11 protein-coding genes and 2 tRNA genes are annotated in these 18005 nt (G+C 65.9%); 7 read left to right on the top strand and 6 right to left on the bottom strand.

All coding sequences use genetic code 11. The features are described 5' to 3' along the window. Positions 1 to 16: 16 nt before the first annotated feature. Positions 17 to 1594 carry an arylsulfatase gene (locus Q9Q95_RS07360; RefSeq protein WP_306095477.1) on the bottom strand — a complete coding sequence of 526 codons (1578 nt, stop codon included), beginning with the start codon at positions 1592 to 1594 and terminating at the stop codon, positions 17 to 19. 118 nt (positions 1595 to 1712) lie between these two features. Between Q9Q95_RS07360 and Q9Q95_RS07365 the strand changes: the two genes are divergently transcribed. Beyond that, entirely contained in the window at positions 1713 to 4460 is a 2748-nt protein-coding gene (locus Q9Q95_RS07365) for a TonB-dependent receptor (RefSeq protein ID WP_306095479.1), read from the top strand. 84 nt (positions 4461 to 4544) lie between these two features. Here Q9Q95_RS07365 and Q9Q95_RS07370 read toward each other — a convergent pair whose 3' ends face one another. After that, positions 4545 to 5705 (bottom strand): MFS transporter, encoded by a 1161-nt coding sequence (locus tag Q9Q95_RS07370; protein WP_306095480.1) that lies wholly within the window; start codon positions 5703 to 5705, stop codon positions 4545 to 4547. A 217-nt stretch (positions 5706 to 5922) separates the two neighbouring features. On the opposite strand from Q9Q95_RS07370, the gene Q9Q95_RS07375 reads away from it, so the two are divergent. From Q9Q95_RS07375 to Q9Q95_RS07400, 6 genes are all read left to right on the top strand, one after another. Then, a complete protein-coding gene (locus Q9Q95_RS07375) occupies positions 5923 to 6654 on the top strand; it encodes a FadR/GntR family transcriptional regulator (protein ID WP_306095482.1) in 732 nt (243 codons plus the stop codon). A gap of 247 nt (positions 6655 to 6901) precedes the next feature. After that, on the top strand, positions 6902 to 8536 hold the full coding sequence (locus Q9Q95_RS07380; RefSeq protein WP_306095484.1) for a sulfatase: 1635 nt from the start codon (positions 6902 to 6904) through the stop codon (positions 8534 to 8536). A gap of 209 nt (positions 8537 to 8745) precedes the next feature. Further along, positions 8746 to 11034 (top strand): FdhF/YdeP family oxidoreductase, encoded by a 2289-nt coding sequence (locus Q9Q95_RS07385; protein WP_306095595.1) that lies wholly within the window; start codon positions 8746 to 8748, stop codon positions 11032 to 11034. Between the two features lie 53 nt (positions 11035 to 11087). Then, entirely contained in the window at positions 11088 to 11810 is a 723-nt protein-coding gene (locus tag Q9Q95_RS07390) for a formate dehydrogenase accessory sulfurtransferase FdhD (RefSeq protein ID WP_306095487.1), read from the top strand. Then, complete coding sequence (locus tag Q9Q95_RS07395; protein ID WP_306095489.1) at positions 11807 to 12346, top strand: molybdenum cofactor guanylyltransferase; 540 nt, start codon at positions 11807 to 11809, stop codon at positions 12344 to 12346. The genes Q9Q95_RS07390 and Q9Q95_RS07395 overlap by 4 nt, the downstream gene beginning before the upstream one ends. Positions 12347 to 12494: 148 nt before the next feature. Further along, the gene (locus Q9Q95_RS07400) at positions 12495 to 14639 is read left to right on the top strand and encodes a TonB-dependent siderophore receptor (RefSeq protein ID WP_306095491.1); all 2145 of its coding nucleotides are present in this window, start codon (positions 12495 to 12497) and stop codon (positions 14637 to 14639) included. A 221-nt stretch (positions 14640 to 14860) separates the two neighbouring features. Here the strand turns inward: Q9Q95_RS07400 and Q9Q95_RS07405 are convergent. The 4 genes from Q9Q95_RS07405 to Q9Q95_RS07420 all read right to left on the bottom strand — a co-directional run bounded on the left by Q9Q95_RS07405 (position 14861) and on the right by Q9Q95_RS07420 (position 17863). Continuing rightward, positions 14861 to 14937 (bottom strand) — tRNA-Pro (locus Q9Q95_RS07405). Between the two features lie 84 nt (positions 14938 to 15021). Next, a tRNA-Ile gene (locus Q9Q95_RS07410) sits at positions 15022 to 15097 on the bottom strand. Next, positions 15088 to 16089, bottom strand: coding sequence for a polysaccharide deacetylase family protein (locus Q9Q95_RS07415; RefSeq protein WP_306095494.1), 1002 nt, complete (start codon positions 16087 to 16089; stop codon positions 15088 to 15090). Before Q9Q95_RS07415 ends, Q9Q95_RS07410 begins: the two co-directional genes overlap by 10 nt. Before the next feature lie 64 nt (positions 16090 to 16153). Beyond that, positions 16154 to 17863: a HAMP domain-containing sensor histidine kinase gene (locus tag Q9Q95_RS07420; protein ID WP_306095495.1), complete on the bottom strand. Its 1710-nt coding sequence runs from the start codon at positions 17861 to 17863 to the stop codon at positions 16154 to 16156. Positions 17864 to 18005 lie beyond the last annotated feature (142 nt).

Genomic DNA, 18005 nt, shown 5'->3' on the forward strand with positions numbered 1-18005 from the left:
CTTCTCTCCTCCGATTTCAGGGACGGCTGCGGCCGTCGCGTTCGATTTTGTCGAGCCACGTGGCGAGGGTCCGGGCGCGATCGCGCAGCTTCGCCGCCAGATCGTTGCGCTCGCCTGGGTCCCGCGCGAGATTGTAGAGCTGGTCGCGCGGCGAAGTGCCGATGGCGTTGCCGTGAAATGCATGCGGCGCGCTGCTGCCACGGATCAGCTTCCAGTCGCCGGCGCGCAACGCGAGGATCCGCGCGCCGCTGCTCTCCACCGTGCCGCCGGTGGCAATCATCAGCTTGGTGTCCTCGACCACATGATCGCGTCCGCGATCGCTTTGACCGAGCAACGGCGTGAGCATGTCGAAGCTGTCGACCGCCGCATCGCGCGGCAGTTCCTGTCCGACCAAAGCGGCCAGCGACGCGACCAGATCGACATGGTCGACGAGCGCGCGCGACACGTGGCCGGCGCGGACCCGGCCTGGCCAGCAGGTGATCATCGGAACGCGGGTGCCGCCTTCGTAGATCGCATATTTGCCGCTGCGATACGGTCCCGCCGGGCGATGGCCGCCCGCCAGTTCGACTGCGCGATCCTGATAGCCGTCGAACAGGATCGGGCCGTTGTCGCTGCTGAACACCAATAGCGTGTCGTCGGCGATCCCCAGTGCTTCCAGCCTGCGCATCACCTCGCCGACGGTCCAGTCGAGCTGGAGGATTGCGTCGCCGCGCGATCCCATGCCCGACTTGCCGGCGAAGCGCGGATGCGGCGCGCGCGGCACGTGCGGCTCGTTGACGGCGTAATAGAGGAAGAACGGCGCGTCGCGCTTTGCCGCAATGAATTCCACGGCCTTGCGGAGGAGCACATCGCTGAGTCTCCCGTCGTTCCAGCGTGCGGCACGGCCGCCGGTCATATAGCCGATCCGGCCGATGCCGTTGACGATGGTGTTCGAGTGCTCGGGATCGCCGGCGAATTCGAGCTGGTCCGGATTTTCGGCGCCGGTTGGCTCGTCGCCGATCTTGCTGAGATAATCGACGGCGATCGGATCGGCCGGATCGAGATTCACCACGCGCCGGCTCTCGATCAGCACGGTGGGCACCCGATCGAGCGTCGCCGGCATGAAGAAGGCATGGTCGAAGCCGATGTCGAGCGGGCCCGGGGCGATCTCGCCGTTCCAGTCGACCTTCCCGTCGCCGAGCCCGAGATGCCATTTGCCGACCAGCCCGGTGGCATAGCCCGCCTGTTTGAGCATCGACGGCAGCGTGAACTTGCCTGGCCGGATCAGCGCAGGCGCGTCACCGGGCAGGATCTGCGTACCCGAGGCTCGCCATGCATAATCGCCGGTGAGCAAGGCGTAGCGCGACGGGGTGCAGGTCGCCGAAGGCGAATGCGCATTCTCGAAACGCGTGCCGCGCGTCGCCAGCCGATCGAGGTTGGGCGTGCGGATCGCAGTGGCGCCGTAGCAGCTCAAATCGCCATAACCGAGATCGTCGGCATAGATCAGCACGATGTTGGGCTTGCGGGCCGGGGGCGCCGCCCGCAGTGCTCTCGGCGCCACCAATGCGGCTGCCCCGGCGAGCAGAATCCCACGGCGATTTGTCGCAGCCTTCATATCCGCCTCCCACCCTCCGATTGCACCAATTAGCGCGGCGTCGAAGCGGCTCTTGTCAACACGGATTAATATGATAATTACTTAGCGTCAATTATCATAACATAAAGGGGGAGGATCTGTGTTGAATCGCAATTTCTATTCGCTGCTGGCGACCGCATCGGCGCTGGGACTGGTGACGGCGCCGACCTGCGCCGCGGCGCAGGAAGGCCCTCGGCCCAGTTCCGCCGAGGAACCCGGCGTGGTCGGCGCAGATATGGGAGAGTCCGAAGGCGACATCGTCGTCACGGCGATCCGCCGCAGCCTCGAGACTGCGCAGGCGATCAAGCAGGATTCCGACCAGATCGTCGATTCGATCGTCGCCGAGGATATCGGCAAGCTTCCCGATATCAGCGCGTCCGAATCGCTCGCACGCGTCACCGGGGTGCAGGTCACGCGCAATGCCGGCATTGCGCAGGGCGTCACCGTCCGCGGCCTCGGCGATCTCTCCACCACCTATAACGGCCGCGAAGTGTTCACCGCCGAAGGCCGTTACGTCCAGCTGCAGGACTTTCCTTCGAACGGCATCGCGCGTCTCGACGTGTTCAAATCGGCGACCGCCGACCAGCTCGAGCCGGGCCTTGCCGGCCTGATCGACGTGCGCTCGCGCCGCCCGCTCGACTTCCAGGGCACGCGCATCGCCGGCGCGATCATCGGTCTGCACTGGTATCAATCGCAGCGGCTCGGCCTGGAGGCCAACCTGCTCGCCAGCACGCGCTGGAACACCGGCATCGGCGAAATGGGCTTCCTGATCGAAGGCTCCTATGCCGACACCAAATTCACCGATTCGGCACGCAATATCAGCCAGACGATCCTTGCGCCCACGGCCAAGGCGCCGCTGCGCTACCCGTCGTTCGTCAACACCGACTACAATATGGGCACGCGCCACCGGCCCAACGCGGCGGCGTCATTCCAGTGGCGGCCGAGCCATATGCTGGAAATCTATCTCGACGGCCTGTTCCAGGGCTATCGCGGCAAGAACGAGCCGCGCAACTTCCAGGTCGCCTCGGGCGATGCCGCGGTGCTCACCAATATCGAGTTGTTCGAAGGCACCAACCTGATCCGCAGCATGGATGCCAGCGGCGGTGGGCTCCCGAATGGCGTGCAGCAGGTCAACGACCAGTGGACCGACACCTATCAGGCGGGCGGCGGCTTCATCTGGAAGAGCGACAAGATCAAGATCACCGGGGACGCCGCGTTCACTGATTCGACCTTCACCAACCACAATTACGCCTTCAACTATCAGCTGACCGCCGCCCCCGGCCGCCATTTCGAGTTCGACACCGATCAGGGCGTCGGCGGCGGCACCGTGACGCTGCTCAACAATTTCGACCTGTTCAATCCGGCGCTCTATCGCTGGACCAACATCGTCGAGGGCGGAAACCGCGGCCACGGCCGCAGCGTCCAGGGCCGGCTCGACCTGGATTACAAGCTCGACTCGTTCGGCATCACCAATCTGCAGGCGGGCATCCGCTACAGCACCCGCGATGCGGACAATTATGTCTACAACCGCACCGACACCGCGCCGGCCGGACGGCTCTTCACGCTGCTGCCGCTCGACTATGTGTCTGCGGACCGCGGCTTCCGCAACGACGACGCGACGTCGCTCGTCACGTGGCTGACGCCGACCCGCGACAGCCTTCGCGCGAACATCGAGGCGCTCCGCACTGCCGCCGGCCAGCCGACCGGCCGCCCCTCCTGGGGCAGGCCCGTCTATACCGGCAACGAGAAGACCTATACCGGCTATGTGCAGGCCAAATACGCGTTCGATATCGGCGTGCCGGTCGACGGCATGATCGGCCTTCGCGCGACGCGGACCGAAACGACGATCGACGGCCTGCAGGCGACGAGCGGCGCCAGCGCGAACCAGCAGGTTTCGCGCTCCACCGCCTATACCGATTTTCTGCCCAACCTCAGCGCGCGCTTCCACTTCATGCCCGAGCTGCAGTTGCGCCTGGCGTTCACCAAGACGCGCACCCGGCCGGGCTTCGGTCAGCTCAATCCGACGGTGACGATCGGCGCGCTGCCCGCGAATTTCTGCACGCCGAGCCCGACCAACCCCGAAGCCGGCCCGAACAATCCGGACTGCATTCGTCCGGCGTCGAGCGGCAATCCCGATCTGAAGCCGATCGAATCGACCAATTACGACGCATCGCTCGAATATTATTTCAGCCGCAGCGGTTCGATCACCGTCGGCGTGTTCCGTAAGGATCTGAACGGCTTCATCAACAACTTCACCAACGACGTCGCGGATCCCGAATTCACCCGCCTGCGCTTCACGCGCCCGGAAAACGGCGGCAAGGGCCAGATCAACGGTATCGAGGCCGGCGCGCGCACCTTCTTCCGCGCGCCCTGGCTGCCCGATTGGCTGGGCAAGTTCGGCGCGCTGGTGAACTATACCTATCTGGATCACGGCACCGAGCTGGCCCCGAGCCTCGCGGCGACCTTGCCGGGGATGCAGCGGATCGCTGGCATCTCCGACCACATCTTCAACGTCTCGGGCTTCTACGAGACCCGCGGCTTCTCGGCCCGGCTCTCGTATAATTACCGCTCGGACTTCGTCTCGGGCTATGGCCAGGTGGTCGATCCGGGGCTCGGTGCCGGCGTGCTCGGCCCGACGCTCCCGGTGACCGAGGATGGTCGCGGCACGATGGACTTCGCCGCCACGCTGTCGCCACTCGAGAGCGTCACGCTTTCGTTCAATGCCACCAATTTGCTCGGCGCCGCCGCGACCAATGCGCGCGTGTTCAATGCGCAGGGACAGAGCTATCGCTGGCAGACGCGCTTCCTCGAGAGCGTCTATCGCGTCGGCATCCGCTTCCGCTTCTGACGCCGGCGGCACCGATCCACGACCGGGCGTGTCACCCAAATCGGGTGTCACGCCCTTTCGTTTGCGGTGCCGGGACTGCGGCAATCAGGCGCCGTCGCGGCTGAGCAGCCGGGAGGCGATCAGGCAGCTGCCTCCTGCGACATAAGCGAGCGCCAGCGCCAGCAATGTCGGCACATAGCCGGCCCCCGCGGCGACCGACCTGCCGACCAGCATGAGCGATCCCACCGCCAGAAGATTGCCGGCAAAGGCGGCGATGCCGGCGATCGTGCCGGTGCGTTCGCGATATTGCGCATCGCTGATCGTCGAGAAGATCAGCACCGAGACGATCTGATGCCCGAAGATCGCCAGCGCGCAGGCGCCGACGCTCACCGCGCGTACCGGCTGAGTCGCCAGCAGGAGCAACCCCGCCACCCCCAGACAGCATGCCGCGATCCAGATCTGCGCGCGGATCCCGCGGGCATGCGGCCAGCGCACGGCGGCGAGTGCGCCCGCCAGACTTCCCAAAGCTGCCCAGACATAGATGCCGGTCACGCTGCCGGCCCATGCCATGGTGCCGTTGCCGTGCAGATGGAAGAAGACGGGCAGCCAATAGAGAAACACCCACCAGAGCTGATCGGTCAGCCCCTTGGCCGCGATCAGCAGCCATGTCGCGGGTCGCCGAAGCGGGCTGCCGCCGGCGCGCGACGCCACTGCCACGGGCGTTGCCGGGATCGTCGTTGCGCTCACCCGGAGCCACCAGACCACCCACACGAAGCCGATTCCACCCAGAAGGATCGCGGCCCACCGCCAGCCCAGCGACCAGGCCAGCATCGGCACCAGCACCGGCCCGACCATCGCGCCAACGCTCGGCGCCATGTTGAACAAGCCAAGCGCGAGCGCGCGCCGCCGCGCGGGAGCGAGCGCGCCCAGCACCTTGAGCGCCGCCGGCGTTCCGATCGCCTCGGCGCCGGTGAGGCCGACGCGAACGACGAGCATCGATTGCGCGCCTGTCGCCAGCGCCTGCGCGGCGGTGAACACGCTCCACGTCGCCACGCCCCACGCGAAGCAGCGACGCGCCGGCACCTGATCGACGATCCACCCCATCAGCGGCAGGCAGAGCGCGGCGGAAAGCTGCGCGGCGGCGGTGATCCGGCCGTAGCTGTCGCTCGACCAGCGGAATTCCCGATCGAGCAGCGGCTTGATCAGCGCCAGCATCTGGCGATCCACATTGTTGAGCACGATCGCCGCGAGAATCGCGGCGACCACTCCGGCCCCCGCCACAGCGCCGGGAAGGCACATTAATTGCGCGCCGGTCGAGGACGATGCCAACTGCTTCGCTCGATCGCCGGAAAGGACCATAAGGCGGCTATAGATCGCCCCATCTTGTCCGTCACGGGCGGCCGCGGCGTGTTCATCGGGGATTTTTTCCGCTAGCACCCGAACGCACCCGGCGGGGCGGGCGCCAATGAGGAAAAACACGACGATGGCGACTTGGCCGAAAGAGGAACTGGATAGCGGCAACCAGTTCGGTCGGACGCTGACTCTGAATCTGGTCGACGCGGTCGGTCGCGCGATCGTGCGCGGCGAATATGCCGACCGGCCCTTCCCCACCGAAGCGGATCTGAGCAAGGAGCACGGCATCAGCCGCTCGGTCACCCGCGAGGCGATCAAGATGATCACCGCGAAGGGATTGCTCGGCGCGCGTCCGAAGATCGGGACTTTCATCCAGCCCGAAGAGAGCTGGAACCTGTTCGACGTGGATGTCCTGCGCTGGCTGATGGAGCAGAAGCTCTCCAGCGCGTTGCTCCGCCAGTTCAACGAATTGCGCCTCACGGTCGAACCGCAGGCGGCGGCATGGGCGGCGCGGCGCGCGCGCCCTGCGCAGGTCACCGCGATCCTCTCGGGCCTCACCCGGATGCGCGAGGCGGCCGAAGGGAATGGCGATCCGCTTTCGGCGGACATCGATTTCCACGTCGCGGTGCTTCGCGCCTCGGGCAATCCCTTCCTGTCGCAGTTTCGCGACATCGTGACGACTGCGCTGCGCACCTCGATCCGGGTCACCAACCGCCAGGCCGGCGGCAAGGCATGCATCGACGACCACGCCGCGGTCTACGAGGCGATCGCCGCGGGCAAGCCGGAAGAAGCCGCCGCCGCCATGGCCAAGCTCATCGACGACGTGCTCGATTATATCGACCGGACACCGCCGCGCGACTGACGCCGCCGCGGACGACAGCGCGTTTCCCGACAGCGGCGGCGACGCCCCTGCCGACGCGGCTTACGCGCGCGCGTCATCTGCGGGGTGGCAACACTGGGGCGCTGGACAGATGAATTAATCTGTCCGCCGCGGAAAAGTATTTATATGATAAAATACGATCGAATCGGCGGATATGATCTGACCGGTATCGGCCAATGGAGAGGCGGGACGTCTTCGCGACGCATCCGCAGGAATGGAAAGGAACATCATGCGGCTGCGCATCACCAAGGCTTCGCTCCGCGGCAGCCATGTCGGGGTGGCTGGCCCCCGCTTCGGCGCCGCCTGCGCCGTGGCCGCGATGCTGGTTTCCGCCGGCTGCGCCACCGTGCGCGACGGGCGCGAGACAACCCCTCGGCAGGCGATGACCATGCCCGTCGCCGCGGAGCGTCCCAACATCCTGCTGATCCTGGTCGACGACCTCAAGCCGGCGATCCATGCGTTCGGCGATCCGGTGGCGATCACGCCGAACATCGATCGGCTGGCGGCGCGCGGCACCCGCTTCGAGCTCGCTTACGCCAATCAGTCGGTCTGCGCGCCGAGCCGGATCAATCTGATGACCGGCGCGCGTTCGACCTCCACCGGCATCTATGATTTCGGCCAGAATTTGCGCGACTACCTGCCCGACGCCGTGACGATGCCGCAATATTTCATGGCCGCCGGCTATCGCGCCGAGAGCGTCGGCAAGACCTTCCATATCGGGCACAACACCAAGGGCGATCCGCAGAGCTGGTCGACCACGCCCTACAAGGACCATGTGATCGAATATGTCTCGCCCGAGGGCAAGGCGCTCGGCAAGACCCGCGAGGCGGCGTTGTTCAACGAGTTCGAGATCCCGAAAGGCGATGTCTGGACCTATGCCCGCACGCTCGCGCGCGGGATCGCGTGGGAGTCGCCCGACGTGCCCGACGAGGCCTATGGCGACGGCCGTGTCGCGGCGAAGGCCGTCACACGGCTCGGCGAGCTCGGCGCCGCCGGCCAGCCATTCTTCCTCGCGGTCGGCTTCGCGCGCCCGCATCTGCCCTTCGCGGTGCCCAAGCGCTATTGGGACAAATATGATCGCGCGAAGCTGCCGCTGCCGGCATTCGAACGCATGCCCGAAGGCGCGCCGGCCTTTGCCGGCAAGGTCGGCGGCGAGATCAACGCCTATGCCCCGATCGACGATAAGGTGCCCGAGACGCAATATCCCGAAGCGCTCAAGCGCACGCTGATCCACGGTTATTATGCCGGCGTGAGCTATGTCGACGCGCAGATCGGCAAGCTGATGGCCGAGCTCGACCGCACCGGGCTGTCGAAGAACACGATCGTCGTTTTGTGGGGCGACCATGGCTATCATCTCGGCGACCATGCGATCTGGACCAAGCATACCAATTACGAGCAGGCGACCCATTTGCCCTTGCTGTTCGCCGGTCCGGGCATCGGCGCGAACCAGGCCACCCGCCAGCTCGCCGAGACGGTGGACATCTACCCTACCCTCGCCACGCTGGTCGGGCTGCAGCGGCCGGCGGGACCGCAGCCGATCGACGGCGCCGACCTGACCCCCGTGCTCCACGATCCGGCGGCGCGCGTGCGCGGCTATGCCTATCACGCCTATCCCCGCCCCAACCGCGTCGGCCAGGCGATACGGACCGAGCGCTACCGCCTCGTCCGTTGGACCCAGGAGCAGACCGGCGCGCGCGACTATGAGCTGTACGATCTCGTCAACGACCCGCTCGAGACCCGCAATATCGCCGCAGCCCAACCGGAGCTCCGCGACCGGCTCGACGCCCTTCTCGACGCGCAGCCCAAACCGCAATCGGTCAATTTACGCCAGCTGCGCGCGCGTGGCGGGATATCCGCGAACTAGCGCCATGTCGGTGCCGGCATTTGCTCGATTGTCCGAAATCCTCGGGTAATCCCGGCACGCACTGCTGCGAGGAATGCCTGAAGAGAGACCGCAAGCTGCGCGCATTGGCGTTTTTTGCTTGAAGTTACAGGCGCCCAAACCATTGTCGCGCTAAACCGTTGTGCATTGGCGAGGCTGCCAGGCGTCCCCGGGCAGTGAAAAGGTATCCCGTGTCGAAACAGCGTTCGGACAGGCCGGAGATCAAGCCCTTTGCCGGACCCGCGGGCGGCTGGGGCTCGATACGCTCGCTCGCGGAGATCCTGCCGCGCGAGCGCGTCACGCCCGATGCGCTCGTCCAGCTCGCGCGCCAGAACAAGCCCGAGGGTTTCATGTGCACCAGTTGCGCCTGGCCCAAGCCCGCCGATCACCATCCTGCCGAATTCTGCGAGGAAGGGGCGAAGGCGACCGCGTGGGAATTGACCACGCTGCGGACCACCCCTGAATTCTTCGAACAGCACACACTGACCGAGTTGCGCGACTGGAAGGATTACGATCTCGAGCAGCACGGCCGGCTGACGCATCCGCTGCGCTACGACGCGGCAAGCGACAAATATGCAGCGTGCGGCTGGGAAGAAGCGTTCGACGCGATCGGCGCCGCGCTCCGCCCGCTCGATCCTAAATCGGTCGCTTTCTATTCGTCGGGACGCACCGGCCTCGAGGCATCGTACATGTACGGGCTGATGGCGCGGATGTTCGGCAACCAGAACCTGCCCGACAGCTCGAACATGTGCCACGAATCGACTTCGGTGGGCCTCAAGGCCGCGATCGGCGTGCCGGTAGGGACCACCCGGCTCGCGGATTTTCAGGCCTGCGACGCGATCTTCTTCTTCGGGCAGAATGTCGGATCAAACGCGCCGCGGATGCTCCACGACCTGCGCAGCGCGCGCAAGCGCGGGGTGGAGATCATCACCTTCAACCCGCTCAAGGAACGCGGGCTCGAGCGCTTCACCAATCCGCAAAACCCGATCGAGATGCTCACCGGGGGCGAGACGCAGATCTCGACTCAATATCATCAGGTAAAGGCCGGCGGCGACATTGCCGCGATGCTCGGCATCGCCAAGTTCCTGATCGAATGGGACGACGCTGCGCTGACAGCGGGCGATCCGCCGGTCCTCGATCATGAATTCATCGCGCAGCATACCAAGGATTTCGATGCGTTCGCCGAAGCCACGCGCGCAGCCGAATGGGCCGATATCGAGCACGAGTCCGGCCTGGCGCAATCCGCGCTGGAGCAGGCAGCACGGGTCTATGCGAGATCGAAAGCGGTGCTCGCCATTTACGGCATGGGGCTGACCCAGCATGTGAAGGGCGTCGAAAATGTCCGCATGGTGGTCAATCTGCTGCTGCTGCGCGGCAATATCGGCAAGCCCGGCGCCGGCCCTACCCCGGTCCGCGGCCATTCCAATGTCCAGGGTCAGCGCACCGTCGGCATCACCGAGAAGACCGAATTGGTACCGGTCGACAAGCTCAAGGAACTGTACGGCTTCGATCCGCCCACCGAAAAGGGGCTCGACACCGTCGAGACCTGCAGCGGCGTGATCGACGGTTCGGTCAAGGCGGTGATTGGCCTCGGCGGTAATTTCCTGCGCGCGGTGCCCGAAACGGCAGCCATGGAGGAGGCCTGGCCGCGTCTCGACCTCTCCGTCCAGATCGCCACCAAGCTCAATCGCAACCATCTCTTCGCCGGCAAGGTGACCTATCTCCTGCCCTGCCTCGGCCGGATCGAGGAGGATGTGCAGGCAAGCGGCCCACAGGCGGTATCGACCGAGGATTCGACCAGTTGCATCCACGGTTCGCGCGGCAAATCGAAACCCGCCAGTCCGCATTTGTTGTCCGAGCCGCGCATCGTCGCCGAGATCGCCAAACGCATCCTGCCGCCCAATCCGCGAGTCGACTGGGACGGCTGGGTCGCCGATTATGCGCGGATCCGCGACGCGATCGAGGCGACCTACCCGGCGATCTTCAAGGACTATAACAAGCGCCTGTTCACGCCGGGCGGCTTCTGGAAGGGCAACAAGGCCGCCGAACGCATCTGGCTTACGCCCAGCGGCAGAGCCGAGTTCCTCGCGCCCAGCTGCCTCAGCGCTACCGGATTCAGCGACGCGGAGGGGCGCTTCCGGCTGATGACCCTGCGCTCGAACGATCAGTTCAACACGACGATCTATGGCTATCACGATCGTTTTCGCGGCGTGAAAGGCACGCGCGACGTGCTGCTCATCAACCGCGAGGACATGGCCGCAACGGGCGTGTCCGAGGGCCAGATCGTCGCGCTCGAAAGCGACGCCGGGGACGGCAAGCTGCGCCGGCGCGACGGCCTGATCGTCACGCCCTACGACATCCCCCGCGGCTGCCTCGGCGCTTATTATCCCGAGGCGAACGTGCTGATACCGGTCGAGCATCATGCCGAGCAGAGCCATGTCCCGGCTGCCAAATCCGTGCCGGTCCGGATTCGCGTCTGAAACCCGCCCTGCCCTTGAAATTCGAGCAGATCGGCGCCGACGGGTCCACCGGAATGCGAAGCCGCGCGATCGCCGAGGAAGTTCCGGTCGCGATCGAGTGCAACGGACTCGGTTATGCCGTGCTGATGGCCAGCCCGGGCGACCTGCTCGACCTCGGTTATGGCTTCGCATTGACCGAACGGCTTATCGACCGCGCCGACGACATGCTCGACGCCGAAGTCCATGCCGTCGAACACGGCATGCTGCTCCGTCTGACGCTATCGCCGCGCGTCGCGGACCGGCTGTCCGACCGAATTCGCCACCGCACCGCGGATTCGTCGTGCGGGTTGTGCGGGATCGAGAGCCTCGAACAGGCCTTGCGCCCTTTGCCTGCCCGGCAACGGCGTTGGGCGGGCGAAGACCATGCGGTGTTCGTCGCGCTCGAGGCGCTCGAAGCGGCCCAGCCACTAGGCGCCGCCACGCACGCGGTGCACGCCGCGGCCGCCTGTGCTGCCGACGGCACGATCCGGCGGGTTCGCGAGGATGTCGGCCGGCACAATGCCTTCGACAAGCTCATCGGCGGGATGCTGCGCGAGGGAATGGGCTGGGACGATGGCTTCGCGCTGCTCACATCGCGCTGCTCCTACGAGCTGGTCGAGAAGGCGGTGCTTTCCGATTGCCCGATGCTCGCCACCATTTCCGCGCCCACGGCCCTGGCACTCGCGCGTGCGGGCGAGGCCGGGCTCGCGTTGCGGGTCCTTGCCCGCCCCGATTCCCTGTTGCGGCCCGTCGCATGAAAATGCTCGGCGCCATTCTCGCCGGCGGCGAATCCCGCCGCTTCGGCAGCGCAAAGGCCGACGCGATACTGGACGGCCGAAAGCTGGTCGATCACGTCGCCGAGGCGCTTCGCCACGATTGCGATGCGCTGGTGATCTGCGGACGCACCCACCCGAAAATTTTCCGCCTCGAGGATCGCCCCACTGCGGGTCTTGGCCCGCTCGGCGGGCTCTGCGCGGCATTGATCCATGGCCGGGACAGCGGTTTCGACGCGGTGCTCAGCGCCCCCTGCGACGCGCCGAACTTGCCGGCAGGTCTCTTGCTTCTGCTCTCGCAGGGCGGCCCGACGGCTTATGTTGCCGATCATCCGGTAGTCGGGCTTTGGCCCTGCGCGCTCGCAGACCGATTGCTTTCCCATCTGGAGCAGAATGGCGATCGCTCGTTGCGCAATTGGGCGCGCGCCGCCGAGGCCGCTGCGATCGGTCTCCCGCAGCCAATCAGCAATATCAATACGCCCGACGATCTCGCGGCGATTCAACGGCGATGCGCGCTCTGAAGCGCTCGCGCGCGTAACGCACATACCCCCTGCGATCGCCAGATTCCGGCCGCGGAACCTCCTTGCAATTGCGATTTAATCGCATTAGCGACGCCGAACTTGGCTCCGGCGGCCCGATTGGCGCGCTTCAGTCAAAAAGGGGAAAATGATGCGCCGTTCAATTTGCTTGCTGCTGGCAGGCTCGGCATGCCTGTTCACGCCGGCACTGCTTCACGCGCAGGAAGCGCCACAGCGGGATGCGTCGACCGAAGACGCGGCCGAGGACATCGTCGTTACCGGCTACGGCCGAAGCAACGAACCCACCACGGCGACCGGGCTTCCCCTCAAGCCAATCGAGACGCCGCAGACGATCAGCGTCATCACCCGACAGCAGATCAGGGATCAGGCGCTGACGTCGATCAACGACGCGCTCGATTTCGCCGTGGGAATCTCGAAGAAGGACATCGATCGCGGCCGCAGTGCGATTTCGGCGCGCGGATTCGAGGTCCAGAATTTCCAGCTCGATGGTGCGCCGTTCGTCAACGGCAATGTCGGCTTCGGCGAGACGAGCACCGTGCAGTATGAGCGGGTCGATCTGGTTCGCGGCGCGGCCGGGCTGATGCAGGGCGCGGGCGACCCTTCGGCGGTGGTCAATTTGATCCGCAAGCACGCGGATAGCAGCGAGTTCGCCGGCTATGCCAGCCTCGAGGCCGCGTCATGGAACCGCTTTTCCGGGACGGTCGACGTCCAGTCGCCGCTCAACGCCGCGGGAACGGTGCGGCTGCGCGGGGTCGCCCAAGCCTATCGGCAGGACGGCTTCGTCGATCGCGAAGAGAAAAAGGGCCTCCTGCTCTACGGCGTGCTGGATGCCGATCTGGGGGAGCGCACCAGACTGTCGGTCGGCGCGAGCTATCAGCGCGACGATCGCGATGGCGTGATGTGGGCGCAGTTGCCTTACTGGTACACTGACGGCACCCGCACCGATTGGCCGCGATCGAAGACCACCGGCACCGATTGGGGATTCTGGAACACCACCGAGATCTCGGCCTTCGCCACGCTCACGCACGATCTGGGCGGAGGATGGCGCATCCGCGGTGACCTCGGCTATCACAAGGGTCTCGAGGAATCGAAGCTGTTGTGGCTCGACGGCACCCCGGATCGCATAACCGGGCTGGGCGTGAACAGCTCGGGCTATTGGTACAAGGCCGATCCCGAGCAATGGCACGGCAGCATTCAGGCAAACGGCACTTTCACGCTGCTCGGCGGAACGCACGATCTGTCGGTCGGCGCGATGGCGAGCTATCTCGACGGCGGCTGGACCAATCGCACGCCGCTTGCCATCGATCCGATTGGCGATTTCAATCGCTGGGACGGCACGCTCGCCGATCCCGAATGGGGCGAACGCTATGTGCTTTCGGGCATGGGCAACACCACCCAGACCGCCTTGTACGCCACGACGCGGATCAACCTGATCGGCGGACTGAAGGTCATCGGCGGCGGACGCTTGAGCTATTTCACGCGCAACGAGGAAGCCGATTCCTTTGGCGGAACGGCGTATCGACTGAAGTACAACAACGTGTTCACGCCCTATGCCGGGCTGGTCTACGACATCACCGCCAACCTGTCCGCTTATGCGAGCTACACCAACATCTTCAAACCGCAGGGCAATGTGCGTGATCGCGAAGGCCGGCTGCTCGATCCGCTCGAAGGGAAGAGCTACGAAGCCGGACTGAAGGCGCTGTTCCTCGACGACAAGCTTCTCGCGACGGCTGCCGTATATCGCATCGAACAGGATAATCTCGCGGTTCCCGATCCCGGCCAGGTCGTGCCGGGCACGTCCAATCCGGCCTATCGCGGGGCGACGGGCACCGTCGCCAAGGGCTATGAGCTAGAGATCGTCGGCAAGATCACTCCCCAATGGGACATCAGCGCCGGGTGGAGCCATTACAGCGCAAAGGACGCCGACGACGTCGACGTGCTGAGCCATCAACCGCGCCGGGTGTTCAACTTCGCGACCGCCTACGACTTTACCGGCCCGCTCGACGGACTTCGGCTCGGCGGTGCGGTCAAATGGGAGAGCCAGCCGCCGGTCACCGCGGCCAATCCGGGCACGGGCGTGGTCGAGAATATCGGCCAGCCCGACTATGCGATCGTTAACATCATGGCGCGCTACGATCTGAGCGAGCAGCTGTCGCTGCAGCTCAACGTCGACAATCTCTTCGATCAGACCTTTTTCAGCGGCAACAGCTGGTTTCCCGGCTTCGTCTATGGCGAGCCGCGAAATGGACGCGTGACGCTGCGATTCGCATTCTGACGTCGCAGATATTGATCGATCTGAGTATCCGGATGGCCGCAGGCGGCCGTCCGGAAATGAACCGGTCCGCCCGAAAAGTAATCACCACAGGTCCATTCCCGAAGCCGGGGTCCGGGTATCCCGGTCGCGATCCTCCGAGGGATCACGACCGCACCAACCAGCGAGCGAAGCAAGCGCGCCGGCCTCGATCCTGCAAGCTCCAGGGATCTCGGAAAAGCCTTTGGTCGGGGAGACAGGATTCGAACCTGCGACATCCTGCTCCCAAAGCAGGCGCGCTACCGGACTGCGCCACTCCCCGACGCCGATGCCGCCTAGGCCCTTGTGCCGAAACGCACAAGTGGGTCGAGGCGACTGCGTCGTCGAAACGCGAAAAACCCGTCGCTGGTGGGCCCGGCAGGACTCGAACCCGCAACCTAGCCGTTATGAGCGGCCAGCTCTAACCATTGAGCTACAGGCCCCCAGCGCCCGCGGCACTAGCGGAGGTTGGTGCCGCCCCGCAAGCCGCGTCGAGGACCTCGGCCAGCGAAGCCGGCGCAACACCGAGCCGCGCGAGCAATGCGAACATCGCATCCCACCAGCGCCAGAACGCGGCAAGATCCGCGGCGTCACGGACATAGGGCGTGTGACCGGGCTCGATCGACGGCGAGTGAAAGCTGAAATTGAGCAACCGCAACCCCTCGCCCACCGCGACCCGCGCCGCCTCCAGCGCTTCGTCGAGCGGCATGTCCTCGGGCGTGAGCGCCACCCGTGAGAGCATCCCGAGCCGCGCCGCAGCGCCACGACCCCGCGGCACGCTTCCCAGCCCGCGATAGAGGCGCGCACCGCCACGGCGCAGCGCCCCGGTGAAGACGGTGGTCAGCGGCAGTTCGACGATCGACTGCCCCGGCCCGGTGCGAAAGGCCCGGTTGGCGATGGCGGAGAAATCGGGTCCGTCCTGGCCGGAATAGTCATAGCCCGATCGCATCGACGTGTCGGCGCGGTAGCCGAGCCTTGCCAGCGTCGCCAGGCTGTGCGGGCCGATGCCATAACGCCCCGCGCGATAGACCAGCGGCGGAATGCCAAAGGCTTTCGTGATCGCCTGCGTCAGCGCGACAAGCTTCTGTTCCTCCAAAGGCGCAGGAAGATTGCCCGCGAAGCTGTTGTGGATACAGACTTCCTCATCGAAGGGCGGGTTCACCCAAGGGTGGAGCTGGGTTCCGATCGCGGAGCGGCCATCGGCGATCAGGCTACGCAGGATCTCGATCGAGCGCGGGCAGGTGGCGATCGGATAGTCGATCAGCCAGGTGAGCGGGACGTCATGCGCGGCGAAACGGCCATGCGCCGCGGGCATCGCTGCCACGTGGCCGGTGCCCCCGCCATCCCGACTGAACGGGGCGCCCCAGTCGAATTCCTCTTCGGTGTCGACGAAGACCGTGAAACGCGTGCCGAAGCTTTCCGGCCATCGGACCATAGCGGCGGCCGCGGCTGCCGGGGGCCGGTAGCCCCTGCCGGATTGCCGCCTTTCCACTTTCAGTTCAGATCGCCTGCCCCACCTGGCTGTTTACGGCGGCAGGAAGCCGCAAAGTCAAGTTTGCGGGACCGATCACGAGGCTGCCGCCCAGTTCGCGGGCAAGATTGCGCGACAGCCGGAGGGCAAAGCCGGTCCCCAGCAAGGTCGCATCCTCGCGTTCGTCGTCGATGCCGAGCACCGAATCGCCCGGATAATCCGCGAGGGTCCGCGGCCGATCGATCGACACCGCGATCCGCTGATCGCTTTCGAGCGCCATCTTCACGCCGATCCGCTCGCCGGGGGCGCTCGCCGACACGAGGGTCGCCATCAAACGCGACAGCAGCCGTTCGACCGCACGGCGATCGCCGGTGACGACGAGATCCTCCACCGGCAACGCGATCATCGAGCCGCGCAACTCGAGCAGCGGCGCGAGATCGTCGGCGATCACGGCCAGCAAGGGCCGCAGCGCGACGCGGTCCGGAGTCAGCGCCAGCGCGTCGCTGTCGATCCGGGCGGCGAGATCGAGATCGTCGATCGCCCCCAGTAATTCCCGCGCCTCGCTACGGATGACGTGCGCCCGCTCGCGATACACTTCCGAAACCGGCCCGAGCATCTGGGTCTCGATCATCTCGGCGAAGCCCGCGATCGCATTGGTCGGCGTGCGCAGCTCATGCACCAGCTGGCGGAGCGATTCGGCGGGCGAGCCCGTCGGCGCGCGGACCGGCTCCGCCCGTTCGTCGGTGCGCGGGCGTCGCGCCGTGCCGCGATAGCCGGTGAAGCGCCCATTGGCCGGGTCGAACACCGGAACCGCGGAAATCAGCCAATCCCCCGCAGCGTCCGAGCCGCCTTCGATCAGCATCCGCGCCGTGGAGAAACCGGCGCGCCGGCGAAACGCGCCGGCGGCGATGCCGTCGACCTGAGAGCCGTCGGCCTCGTTCGCGAGATCCAGCGAAAGGCCGATCAGCGCCGCACGGCTGACTCCGTCGACCCAGCGGATCACGCCCTTCTCGTCCGTCTCGAAGCGGAACTCGTCGGAACGCGGCGGCGCCGGCGGCGCGACCGGCCCGGTTTCCTCGCGATGTCGCCAGAACGCGTCGATCCGCGCGACGACCTCGGCGATTTCGAACGGGCCCGAACCATCGCCGTCGACAGGCGGCGCGACCGGCCGTGCCGGCGTCGCGGCAGATGCCGCGGCCGTGATCCTGTCGCTTTGATCCATGCGCCGGTTCTGCGCGCCGGAGGCCGGTTCCGCAATCGATCCGGCGGATCTATCCACAACTTCCGCAAGCGGCGAACGCTTGGTCGCCCCATCGGGCAGGACTAGGTCGACCGATCCGAAACTCTCTAGCGCGCGCCGCACGTCGGGGCCGAGATCGCGGCGATTGCGGAGCACGCTGCGCGCGCTTGGCGAAAGATCCGGAAGCAGCTGGATCCATTCGGACGAGGTCAGTCGTGCGCTGCGCAGCACGGGGATCGCGATCGAGATGTCGTCCTGTGCGAACAGGCGGACCAGCGGCGCCGGCGGATCGGCAAATTCGACCGCGCGCGCGCTGGCGGCCCGGACCGGTGGCGGCACATCGGCGCGAATCGCGCGCAAGGTCGCCATCGCGCGCGTTGCGGGAGGCACCCGGCGGCGGCCGATCAGGTCGACGAGCTGCCGCCACACCGACTGGACGCCGTAAGGCGTGCCGAGATCGGCTGCCAGCACCGTTTCCAGAGTGTCGTCGAAGCGCACGTGCCGGTATCGTCCCCGCGGCGCGGAAGCGCGCCATCAATAATTTATTAACGTCGGAAGGGGCTGGTCGAAACATGCCATTTCGGCACGTCGCATTGTGGGACAATTGCGTTGCGTTGTAATTATCTTATAGTCTAGCAAC

This window comes from Sphingomonas sp. DG1-23, from assembly GCF_030730875.1.
Lineage (GTDB): Bacteria > Pseudomonadota > Alphaproteobacteria > Sphingomonadales > Sphingomonadaceae > Sphingomonas.

Coding starts and splice junctions, on each gene's coding strand:
- Q9Q95_RS07395 (WP_306095489.1), top strand. CDS start 11,807: ATGAAAATGCTCGGCGCCATTCTCGCCGGCGGCGAATCCCGCCGCTTC.
- Q9Q95_RS07400 (WP_306095491.1), top strand. CDS start 12,495: ATGCGCCGTTCAATTTGCTTGCTGCTGGCAGGCTCGGCATGCCTGTTC.
- Q9Q95_RS07415 (WP_306095494.1), bottom strand. CDS start 16,089: ATGGTCCGATGGCCGGAAAGCTTCGGCACGCGTTTCACGGTCTTCGTC.
- Q9Q95_RS07375 (WP_306095482.1), top strand. CDS start 5,923: ATGGCGACTTGGCCGAAAGAGGAACTGGATAGCGGCAACCAGTTCGGT.
- Q9Q95_RS07380 (WP_306095484.1), top strand. CDS start 6,902: ATGCGGCTGCGCATCACCAAGGCTTCGCTCCGCGGCAGCCATGTCGGG.
- Q9Q95_RS07360 (WP_306095477.1), bottom strand. CDS start 1,594: ATGAAGGCTGCGACAAATCGCCGTGGGATTCTGCTCGCCGGGGCAGCC.
- Q9Q95_RS07390 (WP_306095487.1), top strand. CDS start 11,088: ATGCGAAGCCGCGCGATCGCCGAGGAAGTTCCGGTCGCGATCGAGTGC.